Raw genomic sequence first — 17,214 nt, forward strand, 5'->3', positions numbered from 1 at the left:
GAAGGGTTATCCCGCCGGTCTGGTTCATAGACCACAGGGGAACCTGAAGACATTGTCTGACTAGACGCTTTGCGTCGTGTCCAAGAGACACGATGTTAAGTCCACTGTCGTCCATACCCTCTTTCCAAGGGCGGCGGTGAGTGAAGCGTCTGAAACAAGAACGAACGCGGCCAACGACGGATGTCGTCGGTGCGTTTAGTTGAGAGAACGATCAAGCGTTGAAGGGCTTCTAACGGATGCCTTGGCGCAGAGAGGCGAAGAAAGACGTGGCAAGCTGCGATAAGAACCGGGGAGGCGCTAGCACCCTTTGATCCGGTTATTTCTGAATGGGGAAACCCACCTTTGATTGCCCTCTCATTTTAGTGCTTCGCACTAAAATGAGTTGGTGGTTTGAAAGGTATAATGGACTGAATACATAGGTTCATTAAGCGAACCCGGGGAACTGAAACATCTCAGTACCCGGAGGAAAGGACATCAACCGAGACTCCGAAAGTAGTGGCGAGCGAAATCGGACCAGGCCAGTGATCTTGTGATATAAAGCCGAACAGCTTGGAAAAGCTGACCATAGCGGGTGATAGTCCCGTAGGCGTCAACTAGCAAGATCCTCGAGTAGGGCGGGACACGTGAAATCCTGTCTGAATATGGGGGGACCACCCTCCAAGCCTAAGTACTCCTCTGCGACCGATAGTGAACAAGTACCGTGAGGGAAAGGTGAAAAGCACCCCGACAAGGGGAGTGAAACAGAACCTGAAATTGGAAGCCTACAAGCAGTCGGAGCCCCCAAGCGGGGTGACGGCGTACCTTTTGTATAATGGGTCAGCGACTTCATGTGCCGAGCAAGCTTAAGCCGATAGGTGTAGGCGTAGCGAAAGCGAGTTTGAATAGAGCGTTAAGTTCGTCGCATGACGACCCGAAACCAGGTGATCTATCCATGAGCAGGATGAAGGTAGGGTAACACCTACTGGAGGTCCGAACCGGTGTCTGTTGAAAAAGACTCGGATGACTTGTGGATAGGGGTGAAAGGCCAATCAAACCTGGACATAGCTGGTTCTCCGCGAAATCTATTTAGGTAGAGCGTCGGATGTATTCCTTGGGGGGTAGAGCACTGGATGGATGCGGGCGGCGCGAGCTGTACCAATTCTAACCAAACTCCGAATACCCAAGAGAACTGTCCGGCAGACACACGGCGGGTGCTAACGTCCGTCGTGAAAAGGGAAACAACCCTAACCATCATCTAAGGCCCCCAAGTTATGGCTAAGTGGGAAACGATGTGGGATTGCATTGACAATCAGGAGGTTGGCTTAGAAGCAGCCATCCTTTAAAGAAAGCGTAACAGCTCACTGATCAAGCGATCCTGCGCGGAAAATGTAACGGGGCTCAAGCCATACGCCGAAGATATGGGTTCACGTAAGTGAGCGGTAGCGGAGCGTTCCGTAAGCCTGAGAAGGTCAATCGTGAGGTTGGCTGGAGGTATCGGAAGTGAGAATGCTGACATGAGTAGCGATAAAGAGTGTGAGAGACACTCTCGCCGAAAGACCAAGGGTTCCTGCGTAAAGCTAATCTGCGCAGGGTTAGCCAGCCCCTAAGGCGAGGCCGAAAGGCGTAGTCGATGGGAATCCGGTGAATATTCCGGAGCCAGTATGAAGTGACGGATGGTGTAAGTTGTACGTGCTTATTGGATTGTACGTGCAGCGAAGCTGTCCCTGGAAATAACTCATACATAGACTGTACCCGAAACCGACACAGGTGGTCAGGTAGAGCATACCAAGGCGCTTGAGAGAACTATGCTGAAGGAACTCGGCAAATTACACGCGTAACTTCGGGATAAGCGTGACTCACCTTGCGCAAGCAGGACTGAGTGGCACAAGCCAGGGGGTAGCGACTGTTTATCAAAAACACAGGGCTCTGCGAAGCTGTAAAGCGACGTATAGGGTCTGACGCCTGCCCGGTGCCGGAAGGTTAAAAGGAGGGGTGCAAGCTCCGAATTGAAGCCCCGGTAAACGGCGGCCGTAACTATAACGGTCCTAAGGTAGCGAAATTCCTTGTCGGGTAAGTTCCGACCTGCACGAATGGCGTAACGACTTCCCCACTGTCTCCAGCATAGGCTCAGCGAAATTGAATTCCCCGTGAAGATGCGGGGTTCCCGCGGTCAGACGGAAAGACCCTATGAACCTTTACTATAGCTTCGCCTTGGCGTTAGCAGCAACATGTGTAGGATAGGTGGGAGGCTATGAAGCAGGGGCGCCAGTCTCTGTGGAGCCATCCTTGAAATACCACCCTTATTGCTGTTGGCGTCTAACCGCGGCCCGTCTATCCGGGTCCGGGACATGGCGTGGTGGGTAGTTTGACTGGGGCGGTCGCCTCCCAAAGTGTAACGGAGGCGCGCGATGGTGGGCTCAGAACGGTCGGAAATCGTTCGCTGAGTGCAATGGCATAAGCCCGCCTGACTGCGAGACTGACAAGTCGAGCAGAGACGAAAGTCGGCCATAGTGATCCGGTGGTCCTGCGTGGAAGGGCCATCGCTCAACGGATAAAAGGTACTCTAGGGATAACAGGCTGATTTTGCCCAAGAGTCCATATCGACGGCAAAGTTTGGCACCTCGATGTCGGCTCATCACATCCTGGGGCTGGAGCAGGTCCCAAGGGTATGGCTGTTCGCCATTTAAAGTGGTACGTGAGCTGGGTTCAGAACGTCGTGAGACAGTTTGGTCCCTATCTGCCGTGGGTGTTCGAGACTTGAGAGGATCTGTCCCTAGTACGAGAGGACCGGGATGGACATACCTCTGGTGGACCTGTCGTGGCGCCAGCCGCGCAGCAGGGTAGCTAAGTATGGAATAGATAACCGCTGAAAGCATCTAAGCGGGAAACTAACCTCAAAACAAGGTCTCGCTGAGGATCGTGGTAGACGACCACGTTGATAGGCTGGGTGTGGAAGCTCCGTGAGGAGTGAAGCTAACCAGTACTAATAATCCGATCGGCTTGATCGTTCCCTCAAATAAACGCACCGTGCGCGCTCAAACAGCGAGAGCGTTAGCGCATACAAAAACACCGTGCTCGTTCTTCATTCAATGTCCTCGCTTAACAAAGCCAAAAATATCGAAGGGCCGCCCCGAGATGTTTTTGTCGATGTTGTTCCCACATCAAAGTACCGCAGGCAAGGCCAAGGACACTTTGATGTGAGAGCCATATCTTGTGTTCGATTGACCTGGTGGCTATGCCGGCCGGTCCCCACCCGATCCCATTCCGAACTCGGTCGTTAAGCCTGCCTGGGCCAATGGTACTTCGTCTTAAGGCGCGGGAGAGTAGGTCGCCGCCAGGTCTATCAAACACAAGTAATTAACCCTTCAGGCACACCACTCAACACAAAGACCGGTCCAAAAACTCAGGCCGGTCTTTTGCTTAACCAGACACCCCTCTGGTTAAACGTGTCACGGGATGGAGCCGCCCGGTCTGGTCATCAACAGATGAACAGACAAAACCTTCCAAAATCAGGGCTGTTTTCCGCTCTGATAAAGTCCAGGTGCCGCGGGATGGAGCAGCCCGGTAGCTCGTCAGGCTCATAACCTGAAGGTCGTCAGTTCAAATCTGGCTCCCGCACCCAAAAATTCATATAGAACAACCCGCTAGGCAAAAGCCTAGCGGGTGTTTTTGTGACTGAAATGCCAAAAACGGCGTGTCAAGCCTCGAACAAATTCACAGTCTGTTGCTGCCAGAACCCAAAGTCTCGGACAGAATGAATTGACTTATGTGTATATTGTATACCAAAATTCGATAAGCAGGTTGATTCAACATCGGTGGGCTTTCATTAGGAGGTGTTCAGTGCGGGTATTGAAATTCCTTAGATTCGACCTTCTGGGGTGTGTGTTGTGTCTGCCGACAGCCGCCTTTGCGAAGAGTTTACCGATCCCGCCTACCTATCAGGCTGCGCAGTCGGCTGACGCCAATATGAAGGCCGATCTCAAGCGCGGCTATACCGTCCCTTACGTCTCGACCATCGGCCGTGACAAGACGATGGAGCCTTACACCAGGACGGATGAGAGCAATCCCCTGTATGACGCCTTCCGTGACATGCCCGAAACCATCCCGGCGGCGGCGCAGGCCCTGGCCTACAAGATCGGTGAACTGAAGATGCGGGAGATGCGGGCTTTGGCCGAAAAAGAACTGGGCGCGGACTTCGATCAGCGCACCTTCCACGACACCATCCTCAACATGGGGTCGGTGCCGCTGACGACGTTCGAGCGCGAAATGCGCGCCCATATCGCGGCAGAAAAGACGCACGTCGCGGCCAAGACAGCCTCTGGCAAATAGAGCAGGAGCAGAGATGATGAAGAACAGAATCACGGCGGTCATAGCCGCCATGCTGCTGCTCGCGCCGCTGGCGGGGGCTCCGCTGGCATGGGCCGCCCCTGAGGTGGCCGACTATGAAAAGGCTATCGGCCTGCGCGATGCGTGGTCGGGTCTGACGCGCGATATTGCCGAGCCCGCACAGTGGATCGAGGGCACGCAGACCTTCGTCTATCGCAAGTCGGTCGAAGGCGGTTTTCAGTTCATTCTGATGGACGCCGCGACGGGGCAGAAGCGCGTGGCTTTCGATCACGAGCGACTGGCGGCGGCCTTTAACACTGCGGCCGGGACACACTTTACGGGCCTGACTCTGCCGTTTACGCCACCCTTTTCGATGACGCAGTTCAGCGACGGCGGCCAAAAGGTCGCGATCCGATGGGATGAGGCGATGTGGTCTTGCGACCTCGCGACCTATGTGTGTCAAAAATCCGTGGACCGGCGGCAGGATCGCGGCTTTTCGGGCGTGGTGCGCGACCTCAAATCGCCCGCCGACAATACGCCAAAGCCGTCGCCGGATGGTCAGTGGCTGGCCTTTGCCGAGGATTTCAACCTTGTGATCCGCCGCAAAGCCGGGGGCGAGGTTATTCGCCTGTCCACCGATGGCTCCGAAGGCCTGTTCTACGATCCGGAGTCGATTCAGTGGTCGCCGGATTCGCAAAAGATCGTGGCGTTGCGCGTGCAGCCGGGCTTTCGCCGCGAAGTGGTGCGGGTGATCTCTTCGCCCCCCGATCAGGTGCAGCCCAAGGTCGATGTGCAGCTTTACCCGAAGCCCGGTGACGCCATCGACATCGACCGTCCCGTGTTGTTCGAGGTGGCAACGCGCCGCCGGATAGAGATTCCCACCGATCTCTTCCCCAATCCTATGGCGACGGACGCTCTGAGTTGGCGCAAGGACAGCCGGGGGGTGCGCTTCGCCTACGATCAGCGCGGCCATCAGCTCTATCGTCTGATTGAGGCCGATGCCACAACGGGCCAGACGCGGGTCGTGGCCGAGGACCGCTCGGACACCTTCATCAATACCTACAGCCGCCGCTACAGCTACGATGTCGGGGGCGAAGGGCGCGAACTGATCTGGATGTCCGAACGCGACGGCTGGAACCACCTCTATCTGTACGACGCCACGACCGGTAAGGTGAAGACACAGATCACGAAGGGCGAATATGTGGTGCGTCAGGTGCTGAAGGTCGATGACAAGGCGCGCCAGATCTATTTCGCCGCCAACGGCATGCGTAAGGGCGAAGACCCGTACTTCCAGCACTATTACCGCGTGGATTTCGACGGTAGGAATCTGACGCCGTTGACCACGGCCCCGGCTTATCACGATGTCAGCTTCTCGTCGGACATGCAGTACTATACCGACACCTGGTCGCGGGTGGACCTGCCCAATGTGATGGAACTGCGCCGGGTAGCGGACCGCAGCCTCGTGGCTACGGTCGAGAGCGGTGACATTTCGCGCCTGACGGCGGCCGGATTCAAACCGCCAGAAGTGTTTGCGGCCAAAGGTCGCGACGGCAAAACCGATATCTGGGGCGTCATCGTGCGCCCGACCGATTTCGATCCGAACACAAAATACCCGGTCATTGAAAACATCTATGCCGGGCCGCATTCGTCCTTTGTGCCCAAGACCTTCTGGCCCTTCGGCCCGCACTCCAGCGGTGACAAGGTGATCGGTATGCAGTCTCTGGCCAATATGGGCTTTATCGTCGTGCAGATCGACGGCATGGGCACGCAGAACCGTTCCAAGGCCTTCCATGATGTGGCGTGGAAGAACCTTCAGGACGCAGGCTTCCCTGATCGCATCGCCTGGCATAAGGCGGTGGCCGCCAAATACGGGTTTTACGACATCAGCCGCGTCGGCATCTATGGCGGCTCGGCGGGCGGGCAGAACACGCTGAGCGCCCTTGAGGAATATCCTGACTTCTATAAGGCTGGCGTGGCCTATGCCGGCTGCTTCGACAACCGCATGGACAAGATCGGCTGGAACGAGGCGTGGATGGGCTGGCCCGTCGATGACAGCTATGCCCGTGCTTCGGGGGTTGATAATGCCCATAAGCTGAAGGGCGAGGTTCTGCTGGTCGTCGGTGAGCTGGATATGAATGTCGATCCGGCCTCGACGCTTCAGGTGGTCAATGCCCTGATCAAGTCGCGCAAGGATTTCGATCTGATCGTGGTGCCGAACGAAGGCCACGGCGCCTTGCGCAACACAGGCGACGTCAATTACGGCCTGCGCCGTCAGTACGACTTCTTCATCCGCCACCTGCGCGGCGAAGCGACGCCGCAGTGGAATGCGCGCCCTGACAGCCTGCCGAAAGCGAAGTGACAAGATGACCGATACCGTAAGCCTGACCCTCGATGACGCCCGTGCGCTTAGCCTGCGCACCCTGATCGGCAACGGCTTTTCCGAGGCCCATGCGGAGGCGATCACCGCCACCATTCTGGCCGGTCAGCGCGACGAATGCCACTCGCACGGGCTTTATCGCCTGCTGGTCTGCGTGGCAACACGGCGGGCGGGCAAGGTGTCCAACGCCGAACCAGTGATCAGCGACGCGGCGCCGGGTCTGGTGCGGGCGGATGCCCAGGGGGCCTATTCCCTGCTGGCTCTGGCGCGCGGTTTGCCGCTTCTGGCGCAAAAGTCGCGTACGCAGGGGATTGCCGCGCTGGCTATCACCCATTGCTACCACTTTTCGGCCCTGTGGCCGGAGGTCGAAGCCATCGCCGCCGAAGGTCTGGTGGGGCTGGCCATGACGCCCAGCCATGCGTGGGTGGCGCCGCATGGCGGCACCAAGGGCGTGTTCGGCACCAATCCGCTGGCCTTTGCCTGGCCGCGTCCGCAGGGCGAGCCGTTCGTGTTTGACTTCGCCACCAGTGCCGCGGCGCGCGGTGAGATCGAACTGCACCGTCGGGCGGGCAAGCCCATCCCCGAAGGCTGGGCACTCGATAGCGACGGCAGGCCCACGACCGACGCCGAGGCGGCTATGTCCGGGGCCATGCTGACCTTTGGCGGGCATAAGGGCTCGGCCCTGTCGGCGATGATAGAGCTGATGGCCGGGCCGTTGATCGGGGACTTCCTCAGTCTGGAATCCTATGCCTATGATGCGGGGCAGGGGGCGACGCCCTATCACGGCGAGCTGCTGCTGGCCATCGACCCGGAGACCTTTATGGGCGGGTCTTACGCCCACCATGCGGGCCGGGCTGAGGCCCTGTTTGACGCCATTATGGGGCAGGGGGCGCGCCTGCCGTCGCAACGCCGCTACGAGGCGCGCGCGCGTACGGCGGCCACGGGCACGGTGACGATCCCGGCTCAGCTCTATGCGGATATCGTGGCGCTGACGGTTTAGTTTAGCCGTGATAACATCTTATTCTTCCAGCGCCTTTTGCAACTGGCGCTTCAACCTGCGACGCATGGCAGCGTCCAGCGGGCCGTACAGGCCCTTGTCGCGCGGGGTAAGGTGCGCCACCGGGTCGCCATTATCAGCAAACACATAGTGGGCGAACAGGTTACGCCACACACCGCGTTCGTGCTCAGGCAGGTCACGGATGGCCAGCAGGGCGTGCAAAAAGGCGTCGGTGGGCGCGGCGTCGGGCGCAACCGCCGCATCCCACCAGTAGTTGACCAGCACATTGAACGGCGACAGCGAGCGCACCTGATGCCACCAGCCGTAGGGGATATAGAGGGCATCCCCGGCCTCAAGCTCGATATCGACGCGCACGGCCTGCGCCTCGGCATAGCGCGGGTAGCGGCTGAGGTCCGGGCGGTCGATATCGACCATGCTGACCGGCACGCCGCCGATAGTGCGTTCATAGGGGCCGGGATAGAGGTTGGCTAACTGCTCTGGCGGGAACAGGCTGAAGCGCCGCCGCCCAGCCACGACGCAGGCGATATTGTCGTTCAGATCGTAATGGGTGCGCGTCACCACGGCATTGCCGATCCAGATGCGCGGGGCGACATCGGGCAGCAGGTCAAGCCGGTTCTCGGCGCCAAAGCTCGGCATTTGCGACACGATGGGTGTCGATTGCAGGCTGATGGCCAGCGGGTCGGCTTTTTCGCGTTCGCCCAGCAACCGTTCCAGCACCTCAGCCACCGTCGCCGGACCGTGGCTGAAATTGGTGACATGGGTGTCAAAGCCGTAGAAAAAGGTCCCCCTGGCCTGTGGCGGTGCGACATAGACCCCGGCGGGGGCCCCGCTGTCGTGACTGAGCAGATAGTCGGCCAGCGCCTTATCCGACGTCAGGCCGTAGTGGACGGCAGGCCAGTCCGCCACGACACCTTTCAGGACGGCGGGGTGACGCGCCGGGCGGATAAGCTGTTCAAACGTGGCGCGATCCGGGCGGTTATAAACGGGCAGGGGGGTAGGCGGTTCACACATAGGGTTTCCTGCAAGGCGGCTCAAAAGGCTGGCAAAAAAGCCGCACTGTGTCCACCGTATACTTTATGTGACCAAATCGTATAAAATATATTTGACCACCCCGCGGAACGGTGTTTAGCTAGATTATGTCAGAAATGTTTCGGAGGGGTAATGGAACCCGTCCTCTCCGCACACTCAAGGGGATTAAGATGAACAAGCATACGACTCGGGCATTGATCATGAGTAGTGTGGCGGCCTCCGCCATCTTCACCGGCTGGATGGCCGCCCCCGCCATGGCGCAGGCGGACGGTGCCAGTGAGGCCGTCGAAGAGGTCGTGGTCACCGGCACCCGCATCCGCCGTCCGAACCTCAAGAGCGCGTCGCCGATCACCACGGTCGATGCGGTTGAAGTGAAGCTTCAGGGCGCGACGGGCGTGGACAGCTATCTCGCCAAGCTGCCGCAGATCGAAGCGGCGGCCAATGAAAACCAGTCGAATGGCTCTGACGGCACAGCGGGCGTCAACCTGCGCAGCCTTGGTGGCAATCGCGCTCTGGTTCTGATTGATGGGCAGCGCTTCCTGCCGTCTCTGGGCGTCGATCTCAACTTTGTACCATCGGTTTTGGTCGAACGCACCGACGTGCTGACCGGCGGGGCCTCTTCGGTTTATGGTTCGGACGCCATGTCCGGCGTCGTCAACTTCATCATGAAGAAGCGTCTGGACGGCGTTATCGTCGATGCCCAGTATAGCATCTATAACCACAAGAACGATAACGATTATCTGCGTGGCATTCAGTCGGCCAGGGGCTTCAAGCTGGCCGACAAAAACGTCTGGGACGGTGAAAAGTACGACTTTAATGTCGCGGCCGGTGGACGCATCAACGAAGGCAAGGGCAATATTCTTGGTTATTTTGGCTACCGCAAAATGGAAGCGGTGCGTCAGGATGCACGCGACTATTCGAACTGTGCCCTGAACTTTGCCGATGATACGGGCTCGTCATTTGCCTGTGGCGGTTCGGGCAATCACGCCTATGGCTGGTTCCGTCCTCTGGACGCGCTGGCAGGGGTGAATCAGAACCAGAACTGGGCCAATGCCAAGGATGGCTCGAAGACGTGGGTGAAGAACGATTCCACCTTCGCTTACAACTATGCTCCGGATAACTTTACGCTGCGCAATTCGGAACGCTATCAGGCGGGTGGTTTTGTCAACTACACCTTTAATCCTCATGCCGAAGCCTATGGCAGCTTCATGTTCATGGACGACCGTTCCGTCAGTCAGGTCGCGCCTTCGGCCATCTGGTCGGGTCGTGCGTTTGATATCAATTGTAACAACCCCTTCCTGAGCGCTTCGCAGGCCTCCATGCTTTGCGGCACGGCAGCCGGCAGCAGCACGGTGGTTCAAAGCTGGGTGTCCTTCCGCGCCGCCACGGGCGAACCGCGCCGCAACGATATGCGCCACACCAACTATCGCTTTACCGCAGGGCTGAAGGGCGAAATTATCGACGGCTGGCGCTACGATGCCAACTATATGCACGCCATTACCGTTGGCCAGTTCAACTATCAGAACGACATCAATCAGGACAAGGCGGCGCAGGCGCTTCAGGCGGTGCTGGTCAATGGTCAGGTCGTTTGTAAGGACACTTCCAATAACTGTAAGCCCATTGATGTGTTCAGCGCCAAGGGGCCGTCGGCGGAAGGCTACGCCTTCATCTATGCACCGACCTTTACCCGTAATGAACAGGCGATTGACGTCTATAACGCCTTCGTCAGCGGTGATCTGGGGCAGTATGGCGTGAAATCGCCCTGGGCCAGTGAGGGTGTGGCGGTGGTTGCCGGACTGGAACACCGCACGGAAACGCTGGATGTAAAGCTGGATGCCTCCCAGCTTTCCTATGCGTCCAATGCCGATGGCAAGGTGTCCGTAGACGAGTGGTTTACGGAATTCGATGTGCCGGTCGTGGCGGACAAGCCGCTTATCCACTCGCTGAATCTGGCATTAGGATACCGCAGATCGACCTATAACACCTCTTCGTCCACCTCGATCGGTGCGGAAAAGAAGACCGAGACCTCAAAGTTCGAAGTCCGCTACGCCCCTACGCAGGACGTTCTGCTGCGCGCCAGCTATAATCAGGCCATGCGCGCGGCCAATATCACCGAACTGTTTGCCGCACAGGGTGTTGGCAATGTCGCTCTGATTGATCCGTGTTCGGAAAACAACCGTGTCGCCAGCCTTGAACAATGTCAGCGCACGGGTGTGACGGCGGCGCAGTATGGAACATCTATAAAGCCCAGCACTATCCCTGATACGCCTGCCGACGTGGGTACGGCGCTGGGCGGCGGCAATCCCGATCTGAGCCCGGAAAAAGCCAAGACGACCACCTTCGGCTTTGTCCTGACGCCGCGCGCTATCCCCAGCCTTGTCCTCAGCGTTGACTACTACAAGATCCGTATCGAAGACTACATCGGTTCGGTTCCCGCCCAGACAGCGGTCTCCCAGTGTATCGCCACTGGCAGCGCCTTCTACTGCGGCCTGATCCATCGCGATCCCCGCACCGGAGCGCTCTATGGCTCGGATACCAAGGGCGGTTACGTCACCTCAACCAATGTCAACACAGGCTATCTGGAAACCAAGGGGATCGACTTTACGGCCAACTATCGTCTGGCGACCGGTTATGGCGATGTGAATTTTGGTTTTGTCGGCACCCTGCTCGACTCGCTGGAAACCGAAGTGCTGCCGGGTCTGGGGTCTTATGACTGTAAGGGCCTTTATGGCGGGACCTGCGGTCAACCGTCTCCGAAATGGCGTCACAATTTGCGTGCGACCTGGACGGTGCCGGGGGCGGACCGCGTCTATGTCCCGACCAGCGTCTCGCTTAACTGGCGTCACTTCGGCGGCACGGATCTCGCCACCAATACGGATGACCAGTACCTGACGGGCACCAAATCGACGATCAATGCCAGGATCGGTAATTACGACTATTTCGATCTGGCCGTGACCAAGGATCTGCCGCGCGGACTGGTGCTGCGCGCCGGTATCAACAACCTGTTCGACAAGGACCCGCCGGCTGTTATGAGCGGATTGCTGGTCGAAAACGGCAATGGCAATACCTTCCCCAGCACCTATGATCCTCTGGGTCGTATGCTGTTCGTCGGTATCTCGGCGAAGTTCTGATGACGGCTTGCCGGGGCTGCGGTTGCGCGGCCCCGGCAACGCTTTTTACTCTTTCATTCTCCTCCCTTCCGGCGGTCTTCCTCCCTGCCGCCGTGACTATCCCCCCTGGGCGGCAAACCCGATTGCGTGACGGTTTGCCGCCATTTTTTTTGTCAGTGAGGTGACCCATGACCCCCGGATTCCACCGTCGTGCCTTCTTACAGGGATCGCTCGCGGGAACGGCAGGCCTTACGGCGGCTTCGGCTTCGGCTGCGCCTCTGTTGCCCGTACTGGACGCTTCGAGCGCGGTGCGAACCGACGGCCTGACCCCACTGGCACAGTTTACCGCGCACGGTACGCAATGGAGGGTCTATGAGGATCAGACGCGCCGCGACGGACCGATTGTCTTCACCTCGGACAAGGGCGCCTTTTCCCTGTCAAAACGCCCGGAGGCGGTGTTCGACGACATCACGCCCGCCTATCTGGGGCTGGCGCTGAAAGACATCTGCCAGGCCGATGCCGACCTGCTGGCTGACAAACTGCTGGCCCACGGCAACGACCCGGACCCGGATGAGGTGCGCCGCGCGGCCCCGCCTGCCGGCTGGAATTTTACCCGTGAGTCGCTGTGGTGGCGGATGCCGTGGACGACCTTTGTCGGCACGACGCAGCAGGGCGATACCATGCCCGTCTTTCCCAACGGACGCACGCGCACCTTTCGCCCCGAACACGTGTTTCCTGAGCTGAGCGGTGACGACAATGTCAAACGCCGCTGGGAGGGGCTGCTGGGCGGCTGGCTGCCCGCCGTTCACAAGATCATCGAAATTTCGCCGACGCGGTACTATGACCTGCTGGTCTTTGCTGATGTGACGGCGACCGACAAGCTGGTGGTGCAGACCTGGCACCGCACCATCCAGTACGACGACGGCAAGCCCGTAAAGACGGCGTTTGGCCATTCCTACGCCCCGTTCCCGCCACGCCGCGTCGAACCGACCGCCGAGGCCTTTTATGAGGGGCTTCTGACCTTTGCCGGTGACTGGCAGGCGCGGCTCAAGGATCAGGCGAAGCTCAACATTCCTGATGCCGCCCTGTCGGACATGGTCAGCCACGCCTTTGCCAAGGAGCTGATGGTGCGCCCGCAAGGCGTCTATCCCAAATATGGCGTGGTCGATCGCGACTATTTCGGCCCGGAATATGACGGGTTTCAGGACACCTTCACCTCATCGCTCTACGCCAATCTGGAGTGGGGGCGCTTTGATCAGGCCAGGGCCGTCCTGATCAACTATTTCGAGGACTTCGTCTTCGCCGACGGACAGATCAATATGCGCGGGCCGGAGGTGGCGCAGTTCGGCCTGACCCTTAGCCTGCTGGCGCGCTATCTGCGCTATACGGGCGATACGGCGACGCTGAAACGCTTTGCGGGCAAGATCGAAAACACGGCGGCCATCCTCACCGAACTGCACGACGTGGCGCTGAAAAAGCCCGCCGGGGACGCCGGATTCGGCCTGCTCGACGGCTGGAGCGAGTCCGACGCCTGCCTGCATCCGGACCCCTCGGTGTGGTGGAAACCCTACTGGAACAACTCGGCCTTCACCGTGCGCGGCTGGCGTGATATTGCGGCGGTGTGGGCCGTTATTGCGCCTGATAAGGCAGGGCTGGCCGCCGACTGGAAGAGGCGCGCCGACACGCTTCAGGCGCAACTGATCAAGACCTTGCGCGCCCATATCCGCCACGACCTGACACCGCCCTATGTGGCCATCCTGCCGGGGGCCACACGGACCCATCGTCAGGCCATGATCGAATCCGCTCGCACCCAGACCGGCAACGAACAGGGTTGGGCGCACCGCGCCTATGCCGAACTTCTGCACGCCGACGTCCTGCCCGACGATCTGGCGCAGACGGTCATCAACGCCGTGCGCGGGCATGGCGGGACGGCCATCGGCGTACTGGCCAATTTCGGCCCGCCCAGCGACGACAGCCGCGATCAGCTTGGCTTTATCTCCTACGGCTATGCCCAGCAGTTGCTGCGCTCGGACCGCATCGAGGAATACCTGCTGTTCCTGCATTCGCACCGCTACCATTCGCACACGCCGGGCACCTGGGTGGCGGGGGAGGTTACGGGGATTACCGGCGGCCTGCCGCTGTTCTGCATCCCGGCGCAACTGACCATACCCAAGCTGGTGCGCTGGGCGCTGGTGTTTGAGGCGTCGGACGCAGACACCCTGTGGCTGGGTCGCGCCGTACCCCGACAATGGTTTGCGTCCGAACAGCCCATCGCCATTACCGGCGCGCCGACGCGCTGGGGGCCGGTCGATTTGCACCTGCAAAGACAGGGGCTCACGCTCACGGGCGAGATACGGTTTAGCGGGGAGAGCCGTCCCTCAGAGGTGCGTCTGCGCCTGCGGGTGCCGAAAGAGATGCGACTGGCCTCGGTCACGGTGAACGGCAAAAAAGCGGTCGTTGAGGGCGAAGATGTGGTCATCCGGCCACAGGGCGGCGCTTTGCGCATTCAAGCCCGCTTGCGCAAGGCGTAAAAGTTGCGTTTGATACGAGTGGCGCGGCTGTCAACTGGACGGTTGACAGCCGCAGTAAAAGCGACACAAATCGTATACGAAACGGGGATCGACGCTGCGGCGTCTTGTTTAAGGGACTTTTCATGGGACTGTTTGGACCGCTAAAACCGCTGCATCGGGCGGAAGAAGACGGCAAGGCGCTGGCCAAGACGCTGAGTTGGCCGCATCTGATGGCGCTGGGTATCGGCGGCATTATCGGCACCGGCATCTACACGCTGACCGGCGTGGGGGCGGGGCTGGCCGGGCCGGGGGTGCTGGTCTCCTTTGCTCTGTGCGGTCTGGTCTGCGCCTGCGCCGCCCTGTGCTACACCGAAATGTCCACCCTGATTCCCGCTGCGGGTTCGGCCTATACCTATACCTATTCGGCCATCGGTGAGGTAGCGGGCTGGGTCGTCGGCTGGGCGCTGATCCTCGAATATTCGCTGGCCTGTTCCAGCGTGGCGGTCGGCTGGTCGGCACACCTTGTCGGCTGGCTGAATGAGGGGATGGGCCTGCAATTGCCGGCCTTCCTGCTCAATGCGCCGCACGCGGGCGGCCTCGTCAACCTGCCGGCGGTGCTGGTGTCGCTGGCGGTAATGGGTCTTTTGATGATCGGCGCGCGTGAAAGCGCCACGCTGAATATCCTGCTGGTGATCATCAAGATTGTCGCTCTGGGGGCCTTTATCGTCCTGGGCCTGCCCGCCATTCAGGCCGGGAATTACGATCCGTTCGCTCCCTATGGCTTTATTGGTCAGCAGATCGGCGGCGAAAAGGTCGGCATCATGGCCGCGGCCGCCATCGTCTTTTTCGCCTTCTTCGGCTTTGATGCGGTTTCGACCTCGGCCGAAGAGGCCAAGAAGCCAGGCCGCGACCTGACCATCGGCATTCTGGGCTCCATGGCCGTTTCCACCCTAATCTATATGCTGGTCGCCGGTGTGGCCGTCGGCGTCGCGCCATTTCAGGAAATCGCCAACAGCGCCGAGCCGCTGCCGCATATCCTGCGCGAAATAGGCTATCCGGTGGTGGCCGGTCTCGTGGGTCTGGCCGCCATCGTCGCCCTGCCGTCGGTCATTCTGGTCATGATGTACGGCCAGAGCCGCATCTTCTTCGTCATGGCGCGCGACGGCCTGCTGCCGCAGGCGGTGGCCAAGGTCAACAAGAAGGGTTCACCGGCCCTGATCACCCTGATCACCGGCATCTTCGTGGCCATTTTCGCCGGTTTTGTGCCGCTGAAAGAGATCGCTGCCCTGTCGAACGCCGGGACTCTGATCGCCTTTATCGCCGTGGCCCTGTCGATGATCATCCTGCGCCGCCGCTTCCCCGACCTGCCGCGCACCTTCAAAACCCCGGCCTACCTGCTGGTCGGCCTTGCGGCGATCGCGGGCTGCGCCTTCATCTTCTACAGCCTGCCGATCCAGAGCCAGCTCTTTACCCTGATCTGGATGGCGATTGGTCTGGTCGTCTATTTCTCCTACGGCAAGTGGCACAGCCGCCTGAAAAAGGGCGCGTAAGCGGTCTTACAGTCAAAGGCAAAAGGGCGGGCGCAATCCCGCCCTTTTGTGTGTCTGGACGCTGATGAGCTACGGCACAAAGGTCGGGTTCACCACTGCCCAGAAGGCCGATTTGGGTTTACCCGTTGTGTCGAAAAGCAGCGGATGGTTCAGCCGGTTCACCGGGAACGAACTCAGCCAAGTATGGTTGTCGGCCACGCCCCAGGTGGTGACGGACTTGACGCTCGGCTGGCTGGCAAACAGGTCGTACATGGCCCGGTACTGAAGCGCCTGCGCGCGGATGCTGTCCCAATAGGCCGCCGTGCCTTCGGTGAGGCTGGGGGCGCAGCCCGTCGCTGGCGTGCCGAAGCAACTGCCGGGGTCTGAACCGTAGAGCGATACATCCAGTTCGGTGACGTGGTTGATCAGACCGCGGGTTTCAGCGGCCTGAAACGCGGCGCGGACATTGGCCACAGGCGGCCAGGTCGTGGTGATGTGCAACTGATGGCCTATGCCATCGAGCGGTACGCCGCGCGTCAGCAGCGTGTCCACAAGGCTCATCAGGCGCGCCAGCTTGTCTGTGTTTTCGGTGCTGTAGTCGTTGATAAACAGCTTGACCGTCGGGTCGGCGGCGCGGGCGGCGCGCAAGGCGATTTCGATATAGTCGGCCCCCAGCACCTGATACCAGCGGCTGTTGCGATAGGGACTGCCGGCCGAGTCGCTGGTCGGTTCGTTGACAACGTCCCAGGCATAGACCTTGCCTTTGAAATAGGTCACCACGTCGGTGATATAGCGCTCAAGCCGCGCCTGCACCGTCGCCTTATAGGTGGCGCTGGTGCTGTCGCCCGCAAAGAACCAGTCCGGTGCCGACTGATGCCACAGCAGGGTATGGCCACGCACGGCGATATTGTTGGCGCTGGCAAAGGCGATGACCTGATCGGCGAGGGTGTAGTTATAGACCCCGGCGCTGGTGCCGATGGCGTGCGGCTTCATGCAATTTTCGGCGGTCATCGAATTGGCGTGCGTTTTGAGCACGGGCTGCGAAATCGCATTGTTGATTTCGTTAGGTTCCGCCGTCATGCCGACCAGAAACTTGCCGTTGAAATGGGTCTTGAGCGCGGGCGCCGTGGCCGGGTCGGGCAGGGTCGGGCCGCTGGCGGAGGCGGTGCTGGAACTGGAGGCGGCTGAGCCAGACGATACGGGTGAAGAGCCGCCGCCACCGCCGCCACCACCACAACTGGCCAGTGCCGACGCACCGGCTACCCCCATCAGCAGGCCGCGCCTGCTGAGCTGTGCAGAGATATTCATGTTCACTCCCGGTATATCTTTTTGTTTT

General features: G+C 59.7%; 8 protein-coding genes, 1 tRNA gene and 2 rRNA genes. 9 read left to right on the top strand and 2 right to left on the bottom strand.

The features are described 5' to 3' along the window. Nucleotides 1-209 precede the first annotated feature (209 nt). From EM6_RS11790 to EM6_RS11815, 6 genes are all read left to right on the top strand, one after another. Nucleotides 210-2,987: ribosomal RNA gene (locus EM6_RS11790) — 23S ribosomal RNA — on the top strand. A 217-nt stretch (nt 2,988-3,204) separates the two neighbouring features. Further along, nucleotides 3,205-3,319, top strand: a 5S ribosomal RNA gene (gene rrf / locus EM6_RS11795). Between the two features lie 205 nt (nt 3,320-3,524). Next, nucleotides 3,525-3,601, top strand: a tRNA-Met gene (locus EM6_RS11800). 218 nt (nt 3,602-3,819) lie between these two features. After that, complete coding sequence (locus tag EM6_RS11805; protein ID WP_232037160.1) at nt 3,820-4,308, top strand: DUF885 family protein; 489 nt, start codon at nt 3,820-3,822, stop codon at nt 4,306-4,308. Between the two features lie 13 nt (nt 4,309-4,321). Beyond that, the gene (locus tag EM6_RS11810) at nt 4,322-6,664 is read left to right on the top strand and encodes a S9 family peptidase (protein ID WP_126423257.1); all 2,343 of its coding nucleotides are present in this window, start codon (nt 4,322-4,324) and stop codon (nt 6,662-6,664) included. Between the two features lie 4 nt (nt 6,665-6,668). Next, nucleotides 6,669-7,682 carry an Ldh family oxidoreductase gene (locus EM6_RS11815; protein WP_126423259.1) on the top strand — a complete coding sequence of 338 codons (1,014 nt, stop codon included), beginning with the start codon at nt 6,669-6,671 and terminating at the stop codon, nt 7,680-7,682. 18 nt (nt 7,683-7,700) lie between these two features. On the opposite strand, the gene EM6_RS11820 is transcribed toward EM6_RS11815, so the two are convergent. Further along, nucleotides 7,701-8,711: a cupin-like domain-containing protein gene (locus EM6_RS11820; protein WP_126423261.1), complete on the bottom strand. Its 1,011-nt coding sequence runs from the start codon at nt 8,709-8,711 to the stop codon at nt 7,701-7,703. Nucleotides 8,712-8,899: 188 nt separating this feature from the next. On the opposite strand from EM6_RS11820, the gene EM6_RS11825 reads away from it, so the two are divergent. The 3 genes from EM6_RS11825 to EM6_RS11835 all read left to right on the top strand — a co-directional run bounded on the left by EM6_RS11825 (nt 8,900) and on the right by EM6_RS11835 (nt 15,899). After that, nucleotides 8,900-11,860, top strand: a complete 2,961-nt coding sequence (locus tag EM6_RS11825; protein ID WP_232037161.1) for a TonB-dependent receptor domain-containing protein — start codon at nt 8,900-8,902, stop codon at nt 11,858-11,860. A gap of 167 nt (nt 11,861-12,027) precedes the next feature. Then, nucleotides 12,028-14,370, top strand: coding sequence for a Tat pathway signal protein (locus EM6_RS11830; protein WP_126423265.1), 2,343 nt, complete (start codon nt 12,028-12,030; stop codon nt 14,368-14,370). Nucleotides 14,371-14,492: 122 nt separating this feature from the next. Beyond that, nucleotides 14,493-15,899, top strand: a complete 1,407-nt coding sequence (locus EM6_RS11835; protein ID WP_126423267.1) for an amino acid permease — start codon at nt 14,493-14,495, stop codon at nt 15,897-15,899. Nucleotides 15,900-15,968: 69 nt separating this feature from the next. Here EM6_RS11835 and EM6_RS11840 read toward each other — a convergent pair whose 3' ends face one another. After that, nucleotides 15,969-17,186 (bottom strand): endo-1,4-beta-xylanase, encoded by a 1,218-nt coding sequence (locus tag EM6_RS11840; RefSeq protein ID WP_126423269.1) that lies wholly within the window; start codon nt 17,184-17,186, stop codon nt 15,969-15,971. Nucleotides 17,187-17,214: the final 28 nt, after the last annotated feature.

It is taken from the genome of Asticcacaulis excentricus (genome assembly GCF_003966695.1).
Taxonomy (GTDB): domain Bacteria; phylum Pseudomonadota; class Alphaproteobacteria; order Caulobacterales; family Caulobacteraceae; genus Asticcacaulis; species Asticcacaulis excentricus_A.

Excerpts from the sequence above, each read along its gene's own strand:
- EM6_RS11810 (WP_126423257.1), top strand. The coding sequence starts at position 4,322 with ATGATGAAGAACAGAATCACGGCGGTCATAGCCGCCATGCTGCTGCTC.
- EM6_RS11815 (WP_126423259.1), top strand. The coding sequence starts at position 6,669 with ATGACCGATACCGTAAGCCTGACCCTCGATGACGCCCGTGCGCTTAGC.
- EM6_RS11820 (WP_126423261.1), bottom strand. The coding sequence starts at position 8,711 with ATGTGTGAACCGCCTACCCCCCTGCCCGTTTATAACCGCCCGGATCGC.
- EM6_RS11825 (WP_232037161.1), top strand. The coding sequence starts at position 8,900 with ATGAACAAGCATACGACTCGGGCATTGATCATGAGTAGTGTGGCGGCC.
- EM6_RS11830 (WP_126423265.1), top strand. The coding sequence starts at position 12,028 with ATGACCCCCGGATTCCACCGTCGTGCCTTCTTACAGGGATCGCTCGCG.
- EM6_RS11835 (WP_126423267.1), top strand. The coding sequence starts at position 14,493 with ATGGGACTGTTTGGACCGCTAAAACCGCTGCATCGGGCGGAAGAAGAC.
- EM6_RS11840 (WP_126423269.1), bottom strand. The coding sequence starts at position 17,186 with ATGAATATCTCTGCACAGCTCAGCAGGCGCGGCCTGCTGATGGGGGTA.